This is a genomic window from Bacillus atrophaeus (genome assembly GCF_039519175.1).
GTDB lineage: Bacteria > Bacillota > Bacilli > Bacillales > Bacillaceae > Bacillus > Bacillus atrophaeus.
The window spans coordinates 2,139,026-2,157,713 of the sequence record NZ_CP154443.1; the positions used below are offsets into that span (position 1 = coordinate 2,139,026).

An 18,688-nucleotide genomic window follows, 5' to 3' on the forward strand; every position below is an offset into this window, starting at 1 on the left:
CCCACGCCCGTTCCAATCAAATGAAACAAAAAAAGAGACAGATGGAATATCTGACAAGAGGTCTCATCGCTGTGAAAACCGAAGGAGGCGTCTTTGTCAGCTGGCGTTTTCTCGGCACCGATGATGAGGATACAGCTTTTCATCTTTACAGGAATGGGCAGCGGGTGAGTAAAAAGCCGATCACAGGGAGCACCAATTTTCTTGACCCGGAGGGAACGTTAGCTTCTGTTTATCGTGTATCGATTGTGAAAAAGGGCTTTGAAATCAGCCGTACACCGAAAGCCGCGGTCTGGCCGGAACGGTTCCTTACGATTCCGCTCAAAAAACCGGAAGGCGGCACCACGCCGGACGGACAGCCTTACACCTACAGCGCGAACGATGCCAGTGTCGGGGATGTGGACGGTGACGGTGAATACGAAATCATCTTAAAATGGGACCCGTCAAATTCAAAAGACAACGCCCATAACGGCTATACAGGCGAGGTATTGATTGATGCGTATAAACTGGACGGCACATTTTTATGGAGAATCAATCTCGGAAAAAACATCAGAGCAGGCGCCCATTACACCCAATTCATGGTGTATGACCTTGACGGGGACGGGAAGGCCGAAATCGCGATGAAAACAGCGGACGGAACAACAGACGGGATAGGGAATATTATCGGAAATGAAGATGCTGATTTCAGGAACGAACAAGGCAGAATCTTATCTGGCCCCGAATATTTGACTGTGTTTAAGGGAGAAACCGGTGAAGCGCTCTCTACCGTTGATTATGATCCGCCCCGCGGCACACTTGAGGATTGGGGGGACGAATATGGAAACCGGATGGACCGTTTTTTGGCGGGAATCGCTTATCTCGACGGTGAGCGGCCGAGCCTTGTGATGGCACGCGGCTATTATACGAGAACGGTTCTTGCCGCATACAATTTCAGAAACGGCAGGCTGGAAAAACGGTGGATATTTGATTCGGATGAACCGGGACATGAACGGTACGCCGGGCAGGGGAACCATAGCTTAAGCGTGGCGGATGTGGACGGTGACGGGAAGGATGAAATCATTTACGGCGCCATGGCTGTCGATCATGACGGCACCGGTCTGTATACAACGGGGCTTGGACACGGTGATGCGATGCATGTCGGCAATCTTGATCCCTCTCGCAAAGGGCTGGAGGTTTTTCAAGTGCATGAGGATCATTATTCGCCGTATGGATTGTCCTTCCGGGATGCCGGCACCGGCGATATATTGTGGGGAGTCCATGCCGGCACAGACGTGGGGAGAGGCATGGCGGCCCACATTGACCCTCAGTATGAAGGCTCGCTCGTTTGGGGCATCGACCCGCCGGGGAACGAGGGAATTTCATATGGCCTGTACACCAGTAAAGGAGAAAAGGTCAGTGACAAAGCGCCCGCATCAGCCAACTTTGCTATCTGGTGGGACGGCGACTTGGTGCGAGAGCTGCTGGATCACGACTGGAATGGAACGATCGGCCGGCCGAAAATTGATAAATGGGATGCTGAAAACCGATGTCTCAAGACGGTTTTTCAGCCGGAGGGAGTGCTGTCCAACAATGGAACAAAAGGAAACCCGGTACTCCAAGCTAACCTGTTCGGGGACTGGCGGGAAGAAGTCATTTGGAGAACGGAAGAAAGTGATGCGCTCCGCATCTATACAACGACCGACATCACACGCCGCCGCCTTTATACACTGATGCACGACCCGGTGTACAGACTCGGGATTGCCTGGCAGAACACAGCTTATAATCAGCCGCCGCACACAGGCTACTATCTCGGCACGGGAATGAAAAAGCCGCCGAAGCCTGCCATATATCTGGCGGGCAACAAAGCAGAAATGCCGCTTTAGGAGGGGGAGTATGGTCTATGAAGCAACGGCTGAACGCTTTGACAAAATGACGTATAACAAAGCGGGACATTCCGGTTTAAAGCTGCCGGCCGTTTCGCTCGGCCTGTGGCACCATTTCGGCGGTGTTCATCCGTTTGAACACGCCCGCTCTATGTTCAGAGCTGCTTTTGATGCAGGCATTGTCCACTTTGATTTGGCCAACAATTACGGGCCGCCGCCCGGGTCTGCTGAAGAAACGATGGGGCGGATGCTGAGAACAGATTTTGCGCCGTATCGCGATGAGCTTATCATCAGTACAAAAGCAGGCTATCCCATGTGGGCGGGGCCGTACGGAGACGGCGGTTCAAAAAAACACGTAACGGCAAGCCTTGATCAAAGCTTGAAACGGATGGGGCTTGATTACGTGGATATTTTTTATTCGCACCGCCCGGACCCCAAGACGCCGCTGGAGGAGACGATGGAGACACTGGCAGGCTTTATCCGGCAGGGGAAAGCCTTGTACATCGGTCTGTCAAACTACAGTCCGGATGAAACAGAACGAGCCGCAGATCTTCTGCAACAGGCAGGGGGCCGGCTGGCCATTCATCAGCCGCAGTACTCCATGCTCAACAGGGAGCCGGAAAACGGCCTGCTTGATGTGCTGGAGAAAAAAGGAGTCGGCTGTATCGCTTTTGCGCCGCTTGCCCAAGGGCTCCTAACAACAAAATACGTATCGGGCATACCAAGCGGCTCCAGAGCAAAAGATGCGAATAGCCCTTTCTTACAATCAGACCACGTGACAGAAAGAATTGTCCGCCGGGCGCAAAAGCTGAACGAAATAGCGGAAAAACGGGGACAGACACTCCCGCAAATGGCACTCGCATGGCTTTTGAAAGATCCTCGTTTGACTTCGGTGCTGATCGGGGCAAGCCAAGTCCGCCATATTGAAGAAAATGTCCGCATGCTCCGGTCACTGCCTTTTTCAGATGAAGAGCTTGCCGCTATTGAAGCGATTTTAAATGAAACCATTAAGGAGGAATGATTGATGCCAAATCATATTTATCTTGCCGGTGATTCCACTGTTCAGACATACGGCCAAAGCACGAATCAAGGAGGCTGGGGTCAATTTCTCGGCGGACATGTGCCGGATCACATTCAGGTGATCAACAAAGCGATCGGCGGCAGAAGCTCGAAAACGTTTGTAGAGGAAGGAAGACTTCAAGCTATCTTGGATATCATTGAACCGGACGATTGGCTGTTTGTCCAAATGGGCCATAATGACGCATCCAAGGATAAGCCGGAACGCTACACAGAACCATATACAACTTATAAACAATACCTGAAGCAATATGTCACAGGCGCGCGGGAAAAAGGCGCCCACCCGCTTCTGATCACACCGGTGGCCCGGTTCCATTATCAAAATGGCGTATTTTTAAATGATTTCCCTGATTACTGCATCGCGATGAAACAAACGGCTGCTGAGGAGAACGTACGGCTGATTGATTTAATGGAGAAAAGCCTGGCCTTCTTTACAGCACAAGGCGAGGAAACGGTCTATTCCTACTTTATGGTGTCAGAAGGGGTCAATGATTACACGCACTTCACCAAAACTGGCGCAAACGAGATAGCGAAACTTGTTGCAGAAGGCATTAAAGAACTGGGCCTTCCCTTAACGGAATCAACTTTAAAAAAAGGATGAGATGACATGGCAAAAAAGCTATACCACGGCGCGTGCTATTATCCGGAACTATGGGATGAGGAAACGATTCAGCAGGACATTACCATTATGCGTGAAACAGGCATTAACGTCGTTCGAATCGGCGAGTTCGCCTGGTCTGTCATGGAGCCTGAAGAAGGAAATATAAATGTCAATTTTTTTAAAGAAATCATCTGCCGTCTGTATGAAAACGGTATCGAAACCATCATGTGCACACCGACGCCGACACCGCCCATTTGGCTCTCGCATGGCCGCCCAGAGCGAATGTATGTGAATGAAAGCGGAGCGATCATGGGGCACGGATCGCGTCAGCACGCTTGCACCAATCACCCTTATTTTAGAAAAAAAGCAGCCCTGATCACGACAAGTCTCGCAAAAGAATTGGGAAGGCTGCCCGGCGTGATCGGCTGGCAGCTCGATAATGAGTTCAAATGCCATGTGGGAGAATGCATGTGTGAAACATGTTTGGGGCTGTGGCATGAATGGCTCAAAAATCGCTACGGTATGATTGATCGTTTGAATGAAGCGTGGGGGACGGATGTGTGGAGCGAAACGTATCAATCGTTCGAACAAGTGCCGCAGCCGGGCCCGGCCCCATTTTTGCACCACGCTTCTCTGCGCACGATGTATCAGCTGTTTTCTATGGAAAAGATTGCTGCATTTGCTGATGAGCAGGCAAGGATCATCAGAATCTATTCAGATGCGCCGATTTCCCATAACAGCACCGTCATGTTCAGTGTTGACAATGAACGGCTGTTTCAGGGCCTCGATGTCGCGTCATTCGATACGTACGCTACACAGGAAAACGCCTCCGCGTTCTTATTCAATTGTGATTTGTGGTAACATTTCAAAAAAGACCGGCCCTTCTGGATATTGGAAACAAGCCCTTCTTACGCCGCATCGCTTGAAAGCTACGCCTTGCCGCACGCAGACGGCTATTTAAAAGCGGAAGCAGTATCTTCTTACGCGTTAGGCGGCGAAGCGTTTTGCTATTGGCTGTGGAGACAGCAGCGTTCAGGCAGCGAGATTCCTCACGGATCTGTTCTCAGCGCTTGGGGAGAGAAAACGATCGGCTATAAGAACGTGCTTGACGTTGAGCGGGCAAGGAAGGAAATCGAGCCGTTCATCATTTCGACCGTGCCGGCACAGGCGGAAGCAGCGATGACATACTCCGACAGAGCGAAAGCGTTTTTCAGAACGGAGCCTCATCGAGAACTGAATCATCGCTCTTTGGTTACCTCTTTTTACGAACGGATTCTGAAAGCCGGCATTCATCGTGATGTGATTCCCGAACACCACCCGCTAGACGGTTACAAGCTGCTTTTCACACCGTATGTGCCTTACCTTTCTTCCGACTATATCAAAAAAGCTTCAGCGTTTGCCGAAGCGGGAGGGATTTGGATCGCGGGACCGATGACGGGCGGACGTACAAAAGAGCATACAATCCATACGGATTGCGCGCTGGGCGAACTTGAAAAAACGGCGGGTATCAAAACGCTTTTCACCTTCCCTATGGATGAAGACACCGATTACGGAAGAGCATTTGGTGTTTGTGCGCCGCTTGGCTTATGGAGCGCGGTTTTTGACGCAAATTCAGGAGAAACCGTCGGCACCATTGAAAAGGGCCCGGCCTCAGGCAAGGCTTTTTTGACGGAACAAAAGCACGGGGCGGGCAAAATTGTCTTGCTCGGATCAACGCCTTCCGGAAAAGACGGAGAGGCTATGCTTGAAGCGCTCATCGCTCATTATGCCAAAGAAGCCGGTCTCACCTTCCGAACGAATGTTACCCCAGGAACCATTGTGGCGCCGAGAATAGGCGACAGCGGTTTGATATGGGTGATCGTGAATATGGATGGAAAAGGGGGGAGCGTCACACTTCCGGAAGCGGGAACTGACATGCTGTCAGCGCTTGCTGTTGAAGCGGGAAGTTTGTCCGTTGGCGAGTATGAGTACCGAATCATTCAGTTTGACAGACCATAGCTGATTCTTGACGGAGTCAGCTTTTTTAAATGGAAGGAGCGGACAAATGGCGAAACTGAAATGGCTGAGCAAACAGCCCCCGATGGCGGGCGGAGTGACCTGGGGGGTGCCTTGGAAAAAAGGGGGCTTAAAAAAAGGAGAGTCACTGACACTTTTGGATTCACAGGGAAATAGCTTGTGTACGCAAAGCGAACCGTCGGCCTATTGGCCGGACGGGAGCGTCAAATGGACAAAGCATGCGGCCGTGTTCGGCGGACAGGCGGACTGCTGTTACGTTCTGCAAAAAGGCGAAGCTGCGGCACCCGACCAAACTGTCACTGTAAACGAGTCAGCGGATGTGATCAAGGCGGATACCGGACCGCTTACATGCACCATCCATACATCGGGGCAGGAGATATTTCAATCACTGGCCATTCACGGAAAGACAATTGCCGCGGGCGGGCGGCTGACTGCGATAAAAGAAACGAGAAGCGGGACAGAAGAAAGAATGATCCATGAGTATGAAAGCTCAGGCAGTTTCATCAAACAAGCAGCAGTTGAAACCAGCGGGCCTGTTAAAGCAGTTATTAAACTGGAGGGTGTCCATCTGAATAGTGGCACAAAAGAAGAGCAGCTCCCTTTTATCCTCAGGCTGACTTTTTACGCGGGCGTTTCCGAGGTTAACATCAAACACACGCTGCTGATTGACCGTCAATTTAAATCGGAATTTTTGAAAGGAATCGGTATGGAATTCGATCTGTTTTTACAGGGAGAACCGTACAACCGCCATTTTCGTTTTGCAGGAGACACCGGTATTTATAAAGAACCGGCCCAGTTGTTTGCGACGCGTGCATTCAATGAACACAACTCCCTTTATCAGCGGCAGATCAACGGAGAAACGCTTACCTCTGAAGAAAAACACCAAAAACTGTTCTGCCACGGAAGACAGAACGCGGTCTGGAATGATGTGAAGCTCGTTCAGAATTCCTCTGATCATTACAGTCTGTGTAAACGGACCGGAAAGGACTTTGCGTGGGTGAACATATTGCACGGAAAACGGTCTAAGGGGCTTTTTTATGCGGGCGGCGAGAACGGCGGCATGGCGGCCGGGCTGCGGCACTTTTTTGAAAAATACCCTTCAGCACTGGAAATCAGCGGCCTATGCAGAAGCGATACAAAAATGACCGTCTGGCTGTGGCCGCCGGACGCCGAAGCAATGGATTTCCGTCATTATTCAGAAGGTACTCACGTTGTCAGCGCTTATGAAGGATTTGCGGAAATGAGGTCAGATCCGACCGGAATCGCAAATACAAATGAGATAAATCTGGCTTGCTTTTCACAAACGCCTGCGGATGCTGAGCTGAATCGGTTAACCGACCAATGGCAGTCTCCGCCGCTGCTCGTGTGTGAACCGGAGCATTATCACAGTTCACGGGCGCTTGGCGTCTGGAGCTTACAAAACACGGCCAATCCGTTGAAAAAAGAGCTGGAAGAACAGCTCAACGCCGCTTTTATGTTTTACAAACAAGAAGTGGAGCAGCGCAAATGGTACGGTTTCTGGAACTACGGGGATGTGATGCACACGTATGATCCGATCCGGCACATGTGGCGGTATGATCTTGGCGGATACGCGTGGCAAAACAACGAGCTTGTTCCTACTTTATGGCTGTGGCAGGCGTTTTTTCGCTCGGGAAGAGAAGACATTTTCCGAATGGCCGAAGCTATGACCCGCCACACAAGCGAGACAGACTGCTTTCATCTCGGTGACTATGCGGGACTGGGATCAAGGCATAACGTCGTCCATTGGGGCTGCGGCTGCAAGGAAGCGAGAATCAGCATGGCGGGGCTTTATAAATGGTATTACTTTCTGACAGGCGATGAGCGTATGGGAGATGTACTGACAGAAGTGAAAGATGCGGACTTTGCGCTCGTAAAAACAGATCCGATGAGAGAATTTTATTCGAAAGGAGAGCATCCGACCCACGTCAGAACAGGACCGGATTGGGCGGCTTTTTGCTCCAACTGGCTCGCGGAATGGGAACGAACGGGAAATCCTGATTATTTGAAAAAAATCACCACAGGCATCAGCTGTCTGAAACGCCTGCCGCTCCGTTTATTATCCGGCCCGACATTCGAGTACGATCCGGCGGCCTCCATGCTTCATCATATGGGCGACGGCACGGCTGGCGGCTATCACATGATTATCGCGTTCGGCGCGCCGCAAGTCTGGATGGAGCTGGCCGAGCTTCTTGATGATGCGGAATGGGAGGAAATGCTGAGTGAATTCGGTGAATTTTACACACTGACAGATGAAGAAAAACGGCAAAAAAGCGGAGGCGCGCTCCATGACGGGCATTTTCATTGGCCGATGTTCGCCGCCTCGATGACAGCCTACGCTGCAAGAAAAAAACAAGACAAACAGCTGGCGGCCAAAGCATGGAATCTTTTGCTTGATCACCGAATGAGCCATACCCCGCTGCCGATCCAACCATCTCAGATCACCACATGGACACAGCTTGAGGAGCTCCCTTGGGTGACGACGAACACCGTATCTCAATGGTGTTTAAATGTCATGGCGGCACTGGAATTGATCGGAGATGACCTGCCTGCAAGAAAAGAGAAACCCGGCAAAAAAGGATAACAGACAGAAAATCATAGGATAAAGGGAGCAAAAAATGAAGATTGCAAGATTTTATGTAAGCGCTTTATATTGAATAGGCAAAGGGAAAATCAAGCAGCAAAATGATAAAAGGGGGACTTCGCGCATCATGAAACAATACGAGAAAAAAAGATTGCGAAAAAAATGGCTGGCCGTTCCGCTCGCTGTTTCCATCATAGCCGGATGCAGCCATTCAGAGACATCCAATCCTGAAAACAGCTCCAAAGACACGATCAACATTATGGCTCCTCTGCTTTCCCCGGAAAGCCCAGGCAGTAAAAGCCCGTCACTAAAAGCGCTGGAGACCTATACAGATGAAAACATTAATGTAACATGGGTGCCGGACTCGTCCTATAATGACAAATTCAATATCGTCATGGCTTCCGGAGATCTCCCGCAAGCGATTGTCATCAAAGATAAATCAGCCGGTTTCATTAAATCTGTTAAAGCGGGGGCGTTTTGGGAACTGTCCCCCTATTTAAAAGACTACAAGAATTTAAGCCAAGCAGATGAAAAGATTGTCAATAACAGCTCTGTCAACGGAGAGGTTTACGGCATTTACCGATCCAGAGACCTCATCCGTGCCTGCATGATCATCCGGACGGATTGGCTTGAGAAAGTAGGACTTGATATGCCGGAAACGCTTGATGATTTCTATGAAGTGCTGAAGGCGTTTAAAGAAAAAGACCCTGACGGAAACGGAAAGGATGATACGTACGGCATGGTGGTGCCGAAATGGCTCGGACTCGGCAACGGAAGCCCGTGGGATATCCTCCAAATCTGGTTCGGCTCGCCAAACCGCTACGGCATCGAGAACGGAAAGCTCGTCCCTGACTTTACAACGAAGGAATACATGGAGGCTCTGACCTTCTTTAAGAAGCTTTATGATGAAGGGCTGATCAACAAGGACTTTGCCGTCATGGATTCGGCGAAGTGGAATGATCCGATGGTCAAAGGAAAAGCGGGTGTCATCGTCGATACAGGGTCAAGGGCGTCACAGATTCAAAGTGCGATGGAAGAGTCGGATGAGTCGGCGAAAGAGATCATTGACATTATCGGCACAGTTAAAGGCCCAAAAGGCAAGAGAACGTTTCCGACCTCAGGCTATTCCGGCATGATCGCCATTCCGAAATCAGGCGTGAAAACAGAGAAAGAGCTGAAGAGGGTGCTGGCCTTCCTCGATAAGCTGAATGATAAAGAGGCGCAGATATTAACGAACAATGGAGTAGAAGGGCGCAATTACGAACTGAAAGATGGCAAGTTCACCTCTCTCGAAAAAAACAACAAGGCTCTTCTTTATGAGCATGAAGGTCTCGCCCAGTTCAGCATGTCCATCCCTAAGAGCGAGTATTATATCGAAGAACAAAAAACGAAGCTCTTCCAGCACCGGAAAGATATCATTACTGCAGGCGAAAAAATAGCTGTATTCAACCCGGCGGAATCCTTTGTATCCGATGTTTATACCCAAAAGGGGGCACAGCTTGACAATATTATCCTTGATGCAAGAACGCAGTTTATCATTGGAGAAATCGACGAAAAAGGATTCCGGGATGCTGTCCGGCTTTGGGAGAACAGCGGCGGGACTGAGCTTTTGAAAGACTTGAACAAACTGTATAAAGCATCATCCAAATAATCCAAGGCGCCTGTTTAAAACGGCGGGCGCCCTGTGTGAAGAAAGGAGAGCGGAGATGGAAACGGTGCCAAAGAGCAGGAAAAACCCCGTTCTTCATGCTGCCAATAAAACGGGCTGGCAGGCGGCCTTTAAAAGAGACAAATGGCTTTATCTTCTTCTTGTTCCCGGTATTTTATATTTTTTGATCTTCAAATATTTGCCGATGTGGGGTGTGTTAATCGCTTTTAAAGATTATTCTCCCTACCTTGGATTCTGGAAAAGCGAATGGGTCGGCTTGGAGTATTTTAAAGACTTTTTTATGAATCCAGATTTCTTCCGCCTCTTGCGGAATACGCTGATGCTGGCAAGCCTTGACTTGATTTTTGCCTTTCCCGCGCCTCTTATTTTGGCATTGCTGTTAAACGAGCTGAGAAAAGCGGTTTATAAACGATGCATTCAGACGTTTATTTACGTGCCGCACTTTGTATCATGGACAATCGTCGTCAGCATTACCTTTGTCTTCTTTACGGTAGATACGGGGGTAATCAATAAGATTGCTGAAAGCATTACGGGGCAGCAAATCTCGTTTTTGTCTGATGCCGATTGGTTCCGTCCGATGATTGTGATGCAAAGCATCTGGAAGGAAACGGGCTGGGGAACGATTTTATTTCTGGCCGCGCTTGCGACAGTCGATCAGGAGCAGTATGAAGCGGCCATTATGGACGGAGCGGGCCGGTTCAAACGCATGTGGCATATTACGCTTCCGGCCATCAGAAGCACCATTATTGTCCTGTTGATATTACGAATCGGCAGCTTCTTAAATATCGGTTTTGAACAGGTGTTTTTGATGACGAATTCCCTGAACCGCAGCGTCGCCGATATATTCGACACCTACGTTTATATGGTGGGTATTACCCAGGGCGCCTACAGCTACAGCACCGCGGTCGGTCTTTTTAAATCTGTTGTCGGGATTATTTTGATTTTCGGAGCGAACTACATTGCGAAAAAATTCGATCAGGAAGGCTTGTTTTAAGAACAGAGAGAAGGAGGGAATTTCGTGGCTGATATCCAATCAAAGCACAATACAAAGGCCGGACGGGTGTTTGACGTATGCAATATTCTTTTTCTGGGCGGCGTCGGAGCCATCACGATTTTGCCTTTTTTGTATATTATCGCAGGCTCATTTGCAACTGAAGCGGAGCTTGCGCAGCGAAGTTTTTTTATTTTTCCGAAAACCTTTACGCTGGATGCGTATCGGTACGTGTTTTCAACGCCGACATTTATCAGAAGCATGGGTGTGTCAATCTTCATCACGGTTGTCGGAACGGCGGTTCAATTGTTTTTCACCTTCACGATGGCTTATCCGCTCGCCAAGCGGCATGTAAAGGGACGGAACCTTTTACTAAATCTCGTCATTTTTTCGATGCTGTTTTCCGGCGGAATGATTCCGACATACATTGTGGTGAAATCGCTCGGACTGCTTGATTCCTATTGGGCCCTGATTTTGCCGATGGCGATTAATCCATTTAACCTGATCATTATTAATAACTTCTTTCAGCAGCTTCCGCGTGAGCTTGAAGAATCTGCGAAAATTGACGGCTGTTCAGAAATCGGCGTCTTTTGGCGGATTGCGCTCCCGCTTTCAAAACCGGTCATTGCGACCTTTGCGCTGTTTTACGCAGTCGGAATTTGGAATGATTTCTTCCACGCGCTCTTATATATCAATGACAGTGCAAAATGGCCGCTGCAAATGGTTCTCCGCCAAGTGACGATTTTGTCGGACTTAACGGCGGCAAACGGTGATATGGTGCAAAACACGGTGCCGCCGGAGCAAGGCATTAAGCTTGCCGTCATTGTCATTGCCACGATACCGATTTTAGCGGTTTATCCATTTTTGCAAAAGCATTTCGCAAAAGGAATATTAATAGGCTCTGTGAAAGGCTGACGAAAAGGAGTGTTCAATATCGAAACGGTAAAACAGATAAAAATCGCTTATATCGGCGGCGGTTCCAAAGGGTGGGCCAGAAGCTTGATGAGCGATCTGGCTCTTGATGAACGCATGTCAGGCATGGTTGCCCTGTATGATCTTGATTTTGAAGCGGCGCTGCAAAATGAAGCGATCGGCAATCTCAGCGGAAACGGAAAATGGAGATATGAAGCCGTTTCTTCTTTGAAAAAAGCATTATCAGGAGCGGATGTGACCGTCATCTCAATCCTGCCGGGAACATTAGACCATATGGAAACGGATGTCCATTTGCCCGAACAGTTCGGCATTTATCAATCAGTGGGTGACACAGTCGGACCGGGCGGAATCATTAGAGGTCTGCGGGCTGCGCCGATGTTTGCGGATATCGCCTGTGCGATCAGGGACTATGCCCCGGACTCATGGGTCATGAATTATACAAACCCGATGTCTGTCTGTACGAAGATGCTGTATAAAGTGTTTCCCGATATTAAGGCATTCGGCTGCTGTCATGAGGTATTCGGCACACAAAAGCTGCTTTGTGAAATGGTGAAAGAAAGACTGGAATTGGATGTGAAACAGCGGGAAGACATCAAAGTCAATGTGCTCGGCATTAACCACTTTACATGGGTGACGGAAGCCTCGTTCCGTCACGTTGATTTGGTTCCCGTTTTTCAAGAGTTTGCGGCGCAATACGCCGAGATAGGGTATGAACCCTCGGGGGAGAGCTGGCGGGACAGCGTATTTCATTCCGCTCACCGTGTAGCCTTTCATTTATTTGAAACATACGGCGCGATCCCGGCCGCGGGTGACCGCCATCTTGCGGAATTTTTCCCTGCCTTTTATTTGAAAGATCCGGAGAAATGGAAGTTTCATCTGACCTCCGTCGGCTATCGGAAACAAGAATCGGTAAGGAGAAAAAAAGAAACCGACCATATGATAAAACAAAAACAAGGTGCCGCGCTGAAAGCATCGGGTGAAGAAGGAGTCAATATGATTGCGGCCTTGCTGGGACTGGGTGATCTGATGACAAATGTGAACCTCCCCAATGAAGGCCAGGCAGCCAATCTGCCTATGGGGGCAATTGTGGAAACGAACGCGTATATCACCCGCAACAGGGTGCAGCCGATCTTTTCAGGAACATTGCCGAAGCGTTTGGAAATGCTGGCAAACAGGCACATATCAAATCAGGAGGCGGTGGCGGAAGCCGGTTTCACTCAGGATGACAGTCTTGCTTTTCAAGCATTCATCAACGATCCTCTCATCACGCTAGACCGAGCAGATGCGGAGCGTCTCTTTCGTGAAATGCTGTCCTGCAATCAAATAGGAGCACGATAACAAGCAGCCTGCATATAAGGGCTGTTTTTTCTTACGGTGAAATCTTGATAACACAGTATATAAAAGGTTTGATTGACAATAATGGTAGTGACTTTGAAGAAGTAGGTGCTTATCTATATGGAACATTATCTGGCAGTGGCGGTTGAACTGGTTTGCGGACTTGGTATATTATTTCTCATTTTAAAATGTTTGGGGAAAACACAATTCTCACAAATTACTCCGTTTGACTTCATATCTGCCTTAATATTGGGGGAATTGGTCGGAAACGCGGTGTACGATCATGAAGTTAGGATAAAAGAGATTATTTTCGCCTCTCTATTATGGGGGCTGCTGATCTATATCATAGAATTTATCACTCAAAAGCTGAAAGGAACGAGAAAGTTTTTAGAGGGCGAACCGAATATTGTGATTCAAAAAGGGATATTAAAATATGAAGTGCTGAAGAAGAATAAGCTGGACATCAATCAATTGCAAAGCCTTTTAAGACAGCAGGGCTGCTTTTCTATTAAGGAGGCGGAATACGCGATACTAGAAACCAACGGGATGATCAGTGTCCTGCTGAAATCCAAATATGACACTCCGAAAATGCAGGATGTAGAGCTGGCCCCAAAACAGGTTTATTTGCCGATTACACTTATTCTTGATGGCGAAGTCGTATATGATAATCTCCAAGAGGCGGGTGTGGATGAAGAGTGGCTGAAACAAGAGCTGGCGTCCCAGGGAGTAAATGAATGTAAGGACGTGCTGTTTGCAGAATGGCATGCAGGCCAGCCGCTGTTTTTTATCAAGTATGACAGCGGATCAGATAAATGATAAAAAAAGAGCTTTTGCGTAATGAAGGACCTCAAAATTTTAACTGTGTTTAAAATTTGAGGGTCACTTCATAACCGCGAGGCTCTTTTTTATTCTTGAATACCTTTTTTCACAGCTTTTACATGATACATACTGACTTCCGTGCCGAGCATATAATCAGGCTGGGCTTTGCCTTTGTTTGCTTTATGGGCGGCAATGTGTGCGTCGCTCTTCTCCCACTGCTTCCAATGTTCCTCTGATTCCCAGCGAATCATCACGACTACCTCTTCATCTCCGCGGCGGACTTTTTTCTCAAGAACTGTTACGTCAATTAAGCCTTCCTGTTTTTCAATAATGCCTTCCGCACTGAACCGTTCGATCACTTTATCCGCGTGACCTTCTTTTACCGTCATTTTTCTTAATTGTACAAACATGTGCACCTCTCCAATCAATATGTCTATTCTTTCATCTTAAATGATAATGATTATCAAAGTCAAAGAATAAAGATGGCAGATTCAATCCTGAACTTGCCTTTACGTTATCCCTTCAATAAAAACTCGTTGCCGTCCTCATCCTTAAATTGAACGAACGTGCCCCAATGCATCTCATTAGGCTCGCTTAAAAATTCCACACCGTTCGTTTTCATTTTTTCATAGGTGCCAAATAAGTCTTCACATTCAAACACGATGGATGCTTTCATATGCTCTGAGCCCTGCATCATGGACTTTGGATAGATGACTAAACGTGTTTGCGCTCCGCTTGGTGCGACTTCGAGCCAGCTGGCATCCGGACCCATGGGACGTTCCGCGGTTACCTCGAACCCCGCTTTTTCTGTCCAAAAAAGTTTCGCTTTTTGTTGGTCTTCTGCATAAACGGCTACTGTGGCGATCTGTTTAATCATAGGGGGAAACCTCCATTTACGATAAGATAGCTCTATTTTATCCTGCTACCATGAAAAATAACATTAAAATATCATCTGCTGTTTAAAGAGATTCAGCCCGCAGCGTTTTGCGTCTTTTTGACGATGAAGCGAAATAACACCTTTTTCTCTATTCCCCGGCTTCTAAACACTTTATAATAAAGAGGCTTCCATCATGAAAAAGGAGACCCGTAGCGTGAATAAAGAACAATTATTATATGAATATATTATAGAGCACTCAAGCGATATTACCGAAAAATGGTTCAGCCTGAGATTCGAATTAAAAGGAGAATTTTATTCCTCCGATCAGATAAGCGCAGAGATGAAAAAACTTTTGGCGGAACAGCACACCCTTACAAATAAAACGATTGCAAGCTCATTTTTGGAAGATCAAAAGGCCTTTGAAGAAAACGTGTCAGAATGGGCAGTGACTGTGGCGAAAAATAGGGTGGAACAAGACGCGAAAATTCATGAGGTTGTGGAAGCGATCTCAAACTCAAGAGTGACATTTTGGGACGCGGTTATTCAGTTCAGCAAAGAACAAGAAAACGTGGTGACAAATGAGGATATCCATCGCTGGAACCGGATTGTAAACCAAGCGTTTGATAAGCTGATCACCGAGTTTTGCAAGCAATATCAAAAATTCATGCTGCTCCGATTGACTTCCCAGCAGGAATTAATTGGCGAATTAGGCTGCCCAGTGATTTCAATTGCAGAGGAAATTGGCATATTGCCGCTCATCGGTTCAATTGATACAAGGCGAGCGCACGTGATGTTAGAATCGGTGCCCGCAAAATGTATCAAACAGCAAATCACCAGCCTCGTCATAGATTTATCCGGTGTTCCGATTGTGGACACAATGGTTGCTAGGCAATTATTCAATCTGTCTCAAACGCTGTACTTGTTAGGAGTCAAAGCTGTGTTTTCCGGCATTCGTCCGGATGTGGCGCAAACTTCAATCCAGTTGGGGCTTGATTTTGACGATTACGAAACGTACGGCACCCTGAAGCAGGCTTTGGCTCGCATGGGTGTCCAATGTATTATTGAAGAGAACATTCAGCCATAACATCGGCTCCCCGCCTTTATAGCGGGGGCTTTTTTTAATTGATAACAAATATGAAAGAGTGAATTTGTGATATTTCAGAAATATACAAAAGTTATTGATTTATTGAATAAAAGGTAATAATATAATGTTATATTTCCTATAGGATTAGTAAGGATTGAAATTGGTAATCCTAGTGTATTCGTGATGCATAAGACTGCCGGGGTACGATTAGCATTGGAACAAACAGCGCTTGAAATGAGTAAAGGGGGAGAATGTCATTGACTTCCAAAGCAACCGTTGATCCAGAGGTACTCGAAAAAATTATCAGTGCGCTAGAAACATTAGATTTTGGAACCGTGCAAATCACCGTCCACAATTCACAAGTCACCCAAATTGATAAAGTTGAAAAATACCGCTTTTCACTGCAAAGCAAGGAACCCAAATCTAAATCTTAAAGCAGCCTGTAAAACCAATGTCAGGAGGCATCGATTATGCAAACCACACCATATCCGCATCATTCACTGGCCGATAGCAAGTACTTGAATCTGCCTGAAGCACGCTTTCTCCATTGGTGCCGCAATCAATATGGACTAAATAAAGGAGTGCTGAATACGATTGATAATTGGTTTTACGATTCGGGCATCATCAATATCGCCAGCCGCCGGATTCATGTATTGGCTTTTTTGGAATTTGCAAAAGCTTCCGGAATGAAATCCGACAAACACAAATTTATGAAATTCGGAAACGGCGGACTGGCCAGAAAGCTTTCTGAATTTATGGAGTCACAGGAAAAAGTCTGTTCCTAAAAGAAAATCAAAGAAATCCCTAAAATGAAAAATTACCTTAAAATCCCCTTGCGTATATACAAATTCTCCTAAATTTTTATATAATAGAATTTTAAGATCAATTTCTGGGAGGATTTTTGACATGCAAGCAATGGTCCATGAAAATAAGCATTCTATCATGCAGCGCATCCTAACGGTCTTTGTTTTCACTTTGCTGGTCGCGACCATCGGGCTTTGTGCCGGCCAATTTGTGCCTGCGGCCTTGATGCTGCCCCTGTCCATCGTGGAAGTAGGGATGATTATCGCGGCGTTTTGGCTGCGGAGAAAAAAAGCGGTGGGATATGCGTTTGTTTATGCGTTTGCCTTTATCTCCGGGATTACCCTTTTTCCGGTCGTCAGCTACTACGCTTCAACCGCCGGAGCTTATGTTGTTCTTGAAGCATTCGGTTCAACATTTTTGATTTTTGCGGTTCTCGGAACAATCGGAGCGAAAATGAAGAAAGACCTTTCGTTTTTGGCGTCATTCCTTTTGGTTGCGCTGATCGCATTAATCGCGGTAGGCATTTTCAGCATCTTCAGCCCGCTGAATTCAGCTGCCATGCTGGCGTATTCTGTGATCGGAACGATTGTGTTTTCACTCTACATTTTATATGATTTGAATCAAATCAAGCATCGGCATATCACAGAAGACTTAATTCCGGTTATGGCTTTGTCACTGTATCTTGATTTTATTAACCTGTTTATTAATTTGCTGCGCTTCTTCGGAATTTTGAGCAGTGATGATTAAATGAAAAGGCGCCTATCCATGTGATGGGCGCTTTTTTATTCTTATTAGCACCATGATTTTCTCTTGAAGCGGATCTGTAATCATCCTGAGGCAGCTTGGGACGGAGACGCTGATTGGTGAATGTTATGCTTTGTTAAAGGAAGCCTGCTAATCTAAAAAAGTCCAGAAAAATAGATTCTGGACTTTTTGTCATTCCTGTTCTGTTTTCTGGCGTATCCGCTCAATCACCTCATGCAGCCCCTCAGGCTTATGAAACTCAACAGGAGAACTTCCCTTCTCAAAAGAAATCGTATCGGCTTCCACAAGAACGACATATCTGCCATTCACCTTTGCAAGATGAATAGAATCCCCAAAGTCAGCAAGCATTCCCTTAATCTCGGTTTCTCCGACTTTCATCTTCAGCCCGGCTTCAGGTGTGTGCTCGATGATTTGCGCGGAGGCTTCGATCACTTGGTGGGTGTCGAGCCGTTCTTGGATTTCCCGTTTTTCGCTCGCTTCCCAGATTTCAATGTCTTGCTCGAACTGCTGAAGCTCTTCGCTGTTTTCTTCATATGTTTCATATACATGCTCCTGGACCATGTTCATGACTTGCGATTTCATGATTTCCGGCATAGATTCTCCATACTCCACAAACTTCAGAAAATCCTCGAAGTAGCGGGCGTGTGACGCCTGGTGGATTTTCAGCTCGCCTTCTTCGACCATTCCTTCCTCTGGCATAAATGGATATTGAATGCTTTTCATGTTTTTCGTCGTGATCGCCATTTCGACTTTTTTAATGAGGGAAGACGTGTCTGAAATGCGGGCGACCTTTGGCTCAAAATCACATTTCATAATGAAGACAAAGGAATCGTCAAAGTATTTGCGCGGCACTGCGGAAGCAACTAAGAAAACGCCACCGCGAACAGCACTTGTATCAAGATATGTGCTGACGAATTGCTCGCTCAGCTCGTTAAAATCCTCTTTTGTTTCCGCCAGGCGTGCGCGGTTGAACATGTTGTAGTTCGGATTGGAATCAAGCTCATGCCCCGGTTCGACGATAAAATGGCCGATTTTGGTCGGCACCTGCTCGGACTGGGGGTGGCGTTCTGCTTTCCGTTTGACGATTTTTTTCAGCTCGCCGTCGAGAAAATCCTTCAGCTCGCTTTCTTCAAATTCTTCGGTGTTCAGCGTCTGGAAGTGCTTAAATGTCTTATTCGCCTGCTCATCCTTGCCTTCCACCTGTATGACATAAAAGGATAAAAACTTGATTTCAAACTCCATATGAACTCACCTTA

General features: G+C 47.3%; 16 protein-coding genes and 1 pseudogene. 14 read left to right on the forward strand and 3 right to left on the reverse strand.

Translation table 11 applies throughout. The annotated features are described in order from the left end of the window. The first annotated feature begins 20 nt into the window (after positions 1-20). From AAHT65_RS10780 to AAHT65_RS10825, 10 genes and pseudogenes are all read left to right on the forward strand, one after another. On the forward strand, positions 21-1,859 hold the full coding sequence (locus AAHT65_RS10780) for a rhamnogalacturonan lyase (protein WP_343310220.1): 1,839 nt from the start codon (positions 21-23) through the stop codon (positions 1,857-1,859). 10 nt (positions 1,860-1,869) lie between these two features. Beyond that, positions 1,870-2,880 (forward strand): L-glyceraldehyde 3-phosphate reductase, encoded by a 1,011-nt coding sequence (gene mgrA / locus AAHT65_RS10785; RefSeq protein WP_343310221.1) that lies wholly within the window; start codon positions 1,870-1,872, stop codon positions 2,878-2,880. A gap of 3 nt (positions 2,881-2,883) precedes the next feature. Further along, the gene (locus AAHT65_RS10790) at positions 2,884-3,537 is read left to right on the forward strand and encodes a rhamnogalacturonan acetylesterase (RefSeq protein ID WP_061671044.1); all 654 of its coding nucleotides are present in this window, start codon (positions 2,884-2,886) and stop codon (positions 3,535-3,537) included. A gap of 6 nt (positions 3,538-3,543) precedes the next feature. After that, positions 3,544-5,535 (forward strand): annotated as a pseudogene (locus AAHT65_RS10795) (beta-galactosidase). Between the two features lie 46 nt (positions 5,536-5,581). After that, a complete protein-coding gene (locus AAHT65_RS10800; protein ID WP_343310222.1) occupies positions 5,582-8,155 on the forward strand; it encodes a hypothetical protein in 2,574 nt (857 codons plus the stop codon). A gap of 127 nt (positions 8,156-8,282) precedes the next feature. Next, positions 8,283-9,806 carry an extracellular solute-binding protein gene (locus AAHT65_RS10805; protein WP_343310223.1) on the forward strand — a complete coding sequence of 508 codons (1,524 nt, stop codon included), beginning with the start codon at positions 8,283-8,285 and terminating at the stop codon, positions 9,804-9,806. A 55-nt stretch (positions 9,807-9,861) separates the two neighbouring features. Continuing rightward, entirely contained in the window at positions 9,862-10,818 is a 957-nt protein-coding gene (locus AAHT65_RS10810; RefSeq protein ID WP_003328382.1) for an ABC transporter permease, read from the forward strand. Between the two features lie 24 nt (positions 10,819-10,842). Continuing rightward, positions 10,843-11,730: a carbohydrate ABC transporter permease gene (locus tag AAHT65_RS10815; protein WP_343310224.1), complete on the forward strand. Its 888-nt coding sequence runs from the start codon at positions 10,843-10,845 to the stop codon at positions 11,728-11,730. A 9-nt stretch (positions 11,731-11,739) separates the two neighbouring features. Continuing rightward, the gene (locus AAHT65_RS10820) at positions 11,740-13,086 is read left to right on the forward strand and encodes an alpha-glucosidase/alpha-galactosidase (RefSeq protein ID WP_343310225.1); all 1,347 of its coding nucleotides are present in this window, start codon (positions 11,740-11,742) and stop codon (positions 13,084-13,086) included. A 117-nt stretch (positions 13,087-13,203) separates the two neighbouring features. Beyond that, positions 13,204-13,899, forward strand: coding sequence for a DUF421 domain-containing protein (locus tag AAHT65_RS10825; RefSeq protein WP_063638932.1), 696 nt, complete (start codon positions 13,204-13,206; stop codon positions 13,897-13,899). A gap of 89 nt (positions 13,900-13,988) precedes the next feature. Here AAHT65_RS10825 and hmoA read toward each other — a convergent pair whose 3' ends face one another. Both hmoA and AAHT65_RS10835 read right to left on the reverse strand, forming a co-directional pair. Beyond that, positions 13,989-14,312, reverse strand: a complete 324-nt coding sequence (gene hmoA / locus AAHT65_RS10830; protein ID WP_003328378.1) for a heme-degrading oxygenase HmoA — start codon at positions 14,310-14,312, stop codon at positions 13,989-13,991. A 104-nt stretch (positions 14,313-14,416) separates the two neighbouring features. Next, complete coding sequence (locus AAHT65_RS10835; RefSeq protein WP_003328377.1) at positions 14,417-14,779, reverse strand: VOC family protein; 363 nt, start codon at positions 14,777-14,779, stop codon at positions 14,417-14,419. Between the two features lie 214 nt (positions 14,780-14,993). Here AAHT65_RS10835 and AAHT65_RS10840 point away from each other — a divergent pair, with 214 nt between their 5' ends. The 4 genes from AAHT65_RS10840 (at position 14,994) to AAHT65_RS10855 (ending at position 17,414) form a co-directional block, all read left to right on the forward strand. Continuing rightward, positions 14,994-15,863, forward strand: coding sequence for an STAS domain-containing protein (locus AAHT65_RS10840; protein WP_343310227.1), 870 nt, complete (start codon positions 14,994-14,996; stop codon positions 15,861-15,863). A 257-nt stretch (positions 15,864-16,120) separates the two neighbouring features. Beyond that, positions 16,121-16,297, forward strand: a complete 177-nt coding sequence (locus tag AAHT65_RS10845) for a YezD family protein (protein ID WP_073991387.1) — start codon at positions 16,121-16,123, stop codon at positions 16,295-16,297. 36 nt (positions 16,298-16,333) lie between these two features. Further along, a complete protein-coding gene (locus tag AAHT65_RS10850; RefSeq protein ID WP_013390430.1) occupies positions 16,334-16,648 on the forward strand; it encodes a hypothetical protein in 315 nt (104 codons plus the stop codon). Positions 16,649-16,769: 121 nt separating this feature from the next. After that, entirely contained in the window at positions 16,770-17,414 is a 645-nt protein-coding gene (locus tag AAHT65_RS10855) for a Bax inhibitor-1/YccA family protein (protein WP_343310228.1), read from the forward strand. Between the two features lie 189 nt (positions 17,415-17,603). On the opposite strand, the gene AAHT65_RS10860 is transcribed toward AAHT65_RS10855, so the two are convergent. Further along, positions 17,604-18,674, reverse strand: a complete 1,071-nt coding sequence (locus AAHT65_RS10860) for a DUF3900 domain-containing protein (RefSeq protein ID WP_003328371.1) — start codon at positions 18,672-18,674, stop codon at positions 17,604-17,606. Positions 18,675-18,688 lie beyond the last annotated feature (14 nt).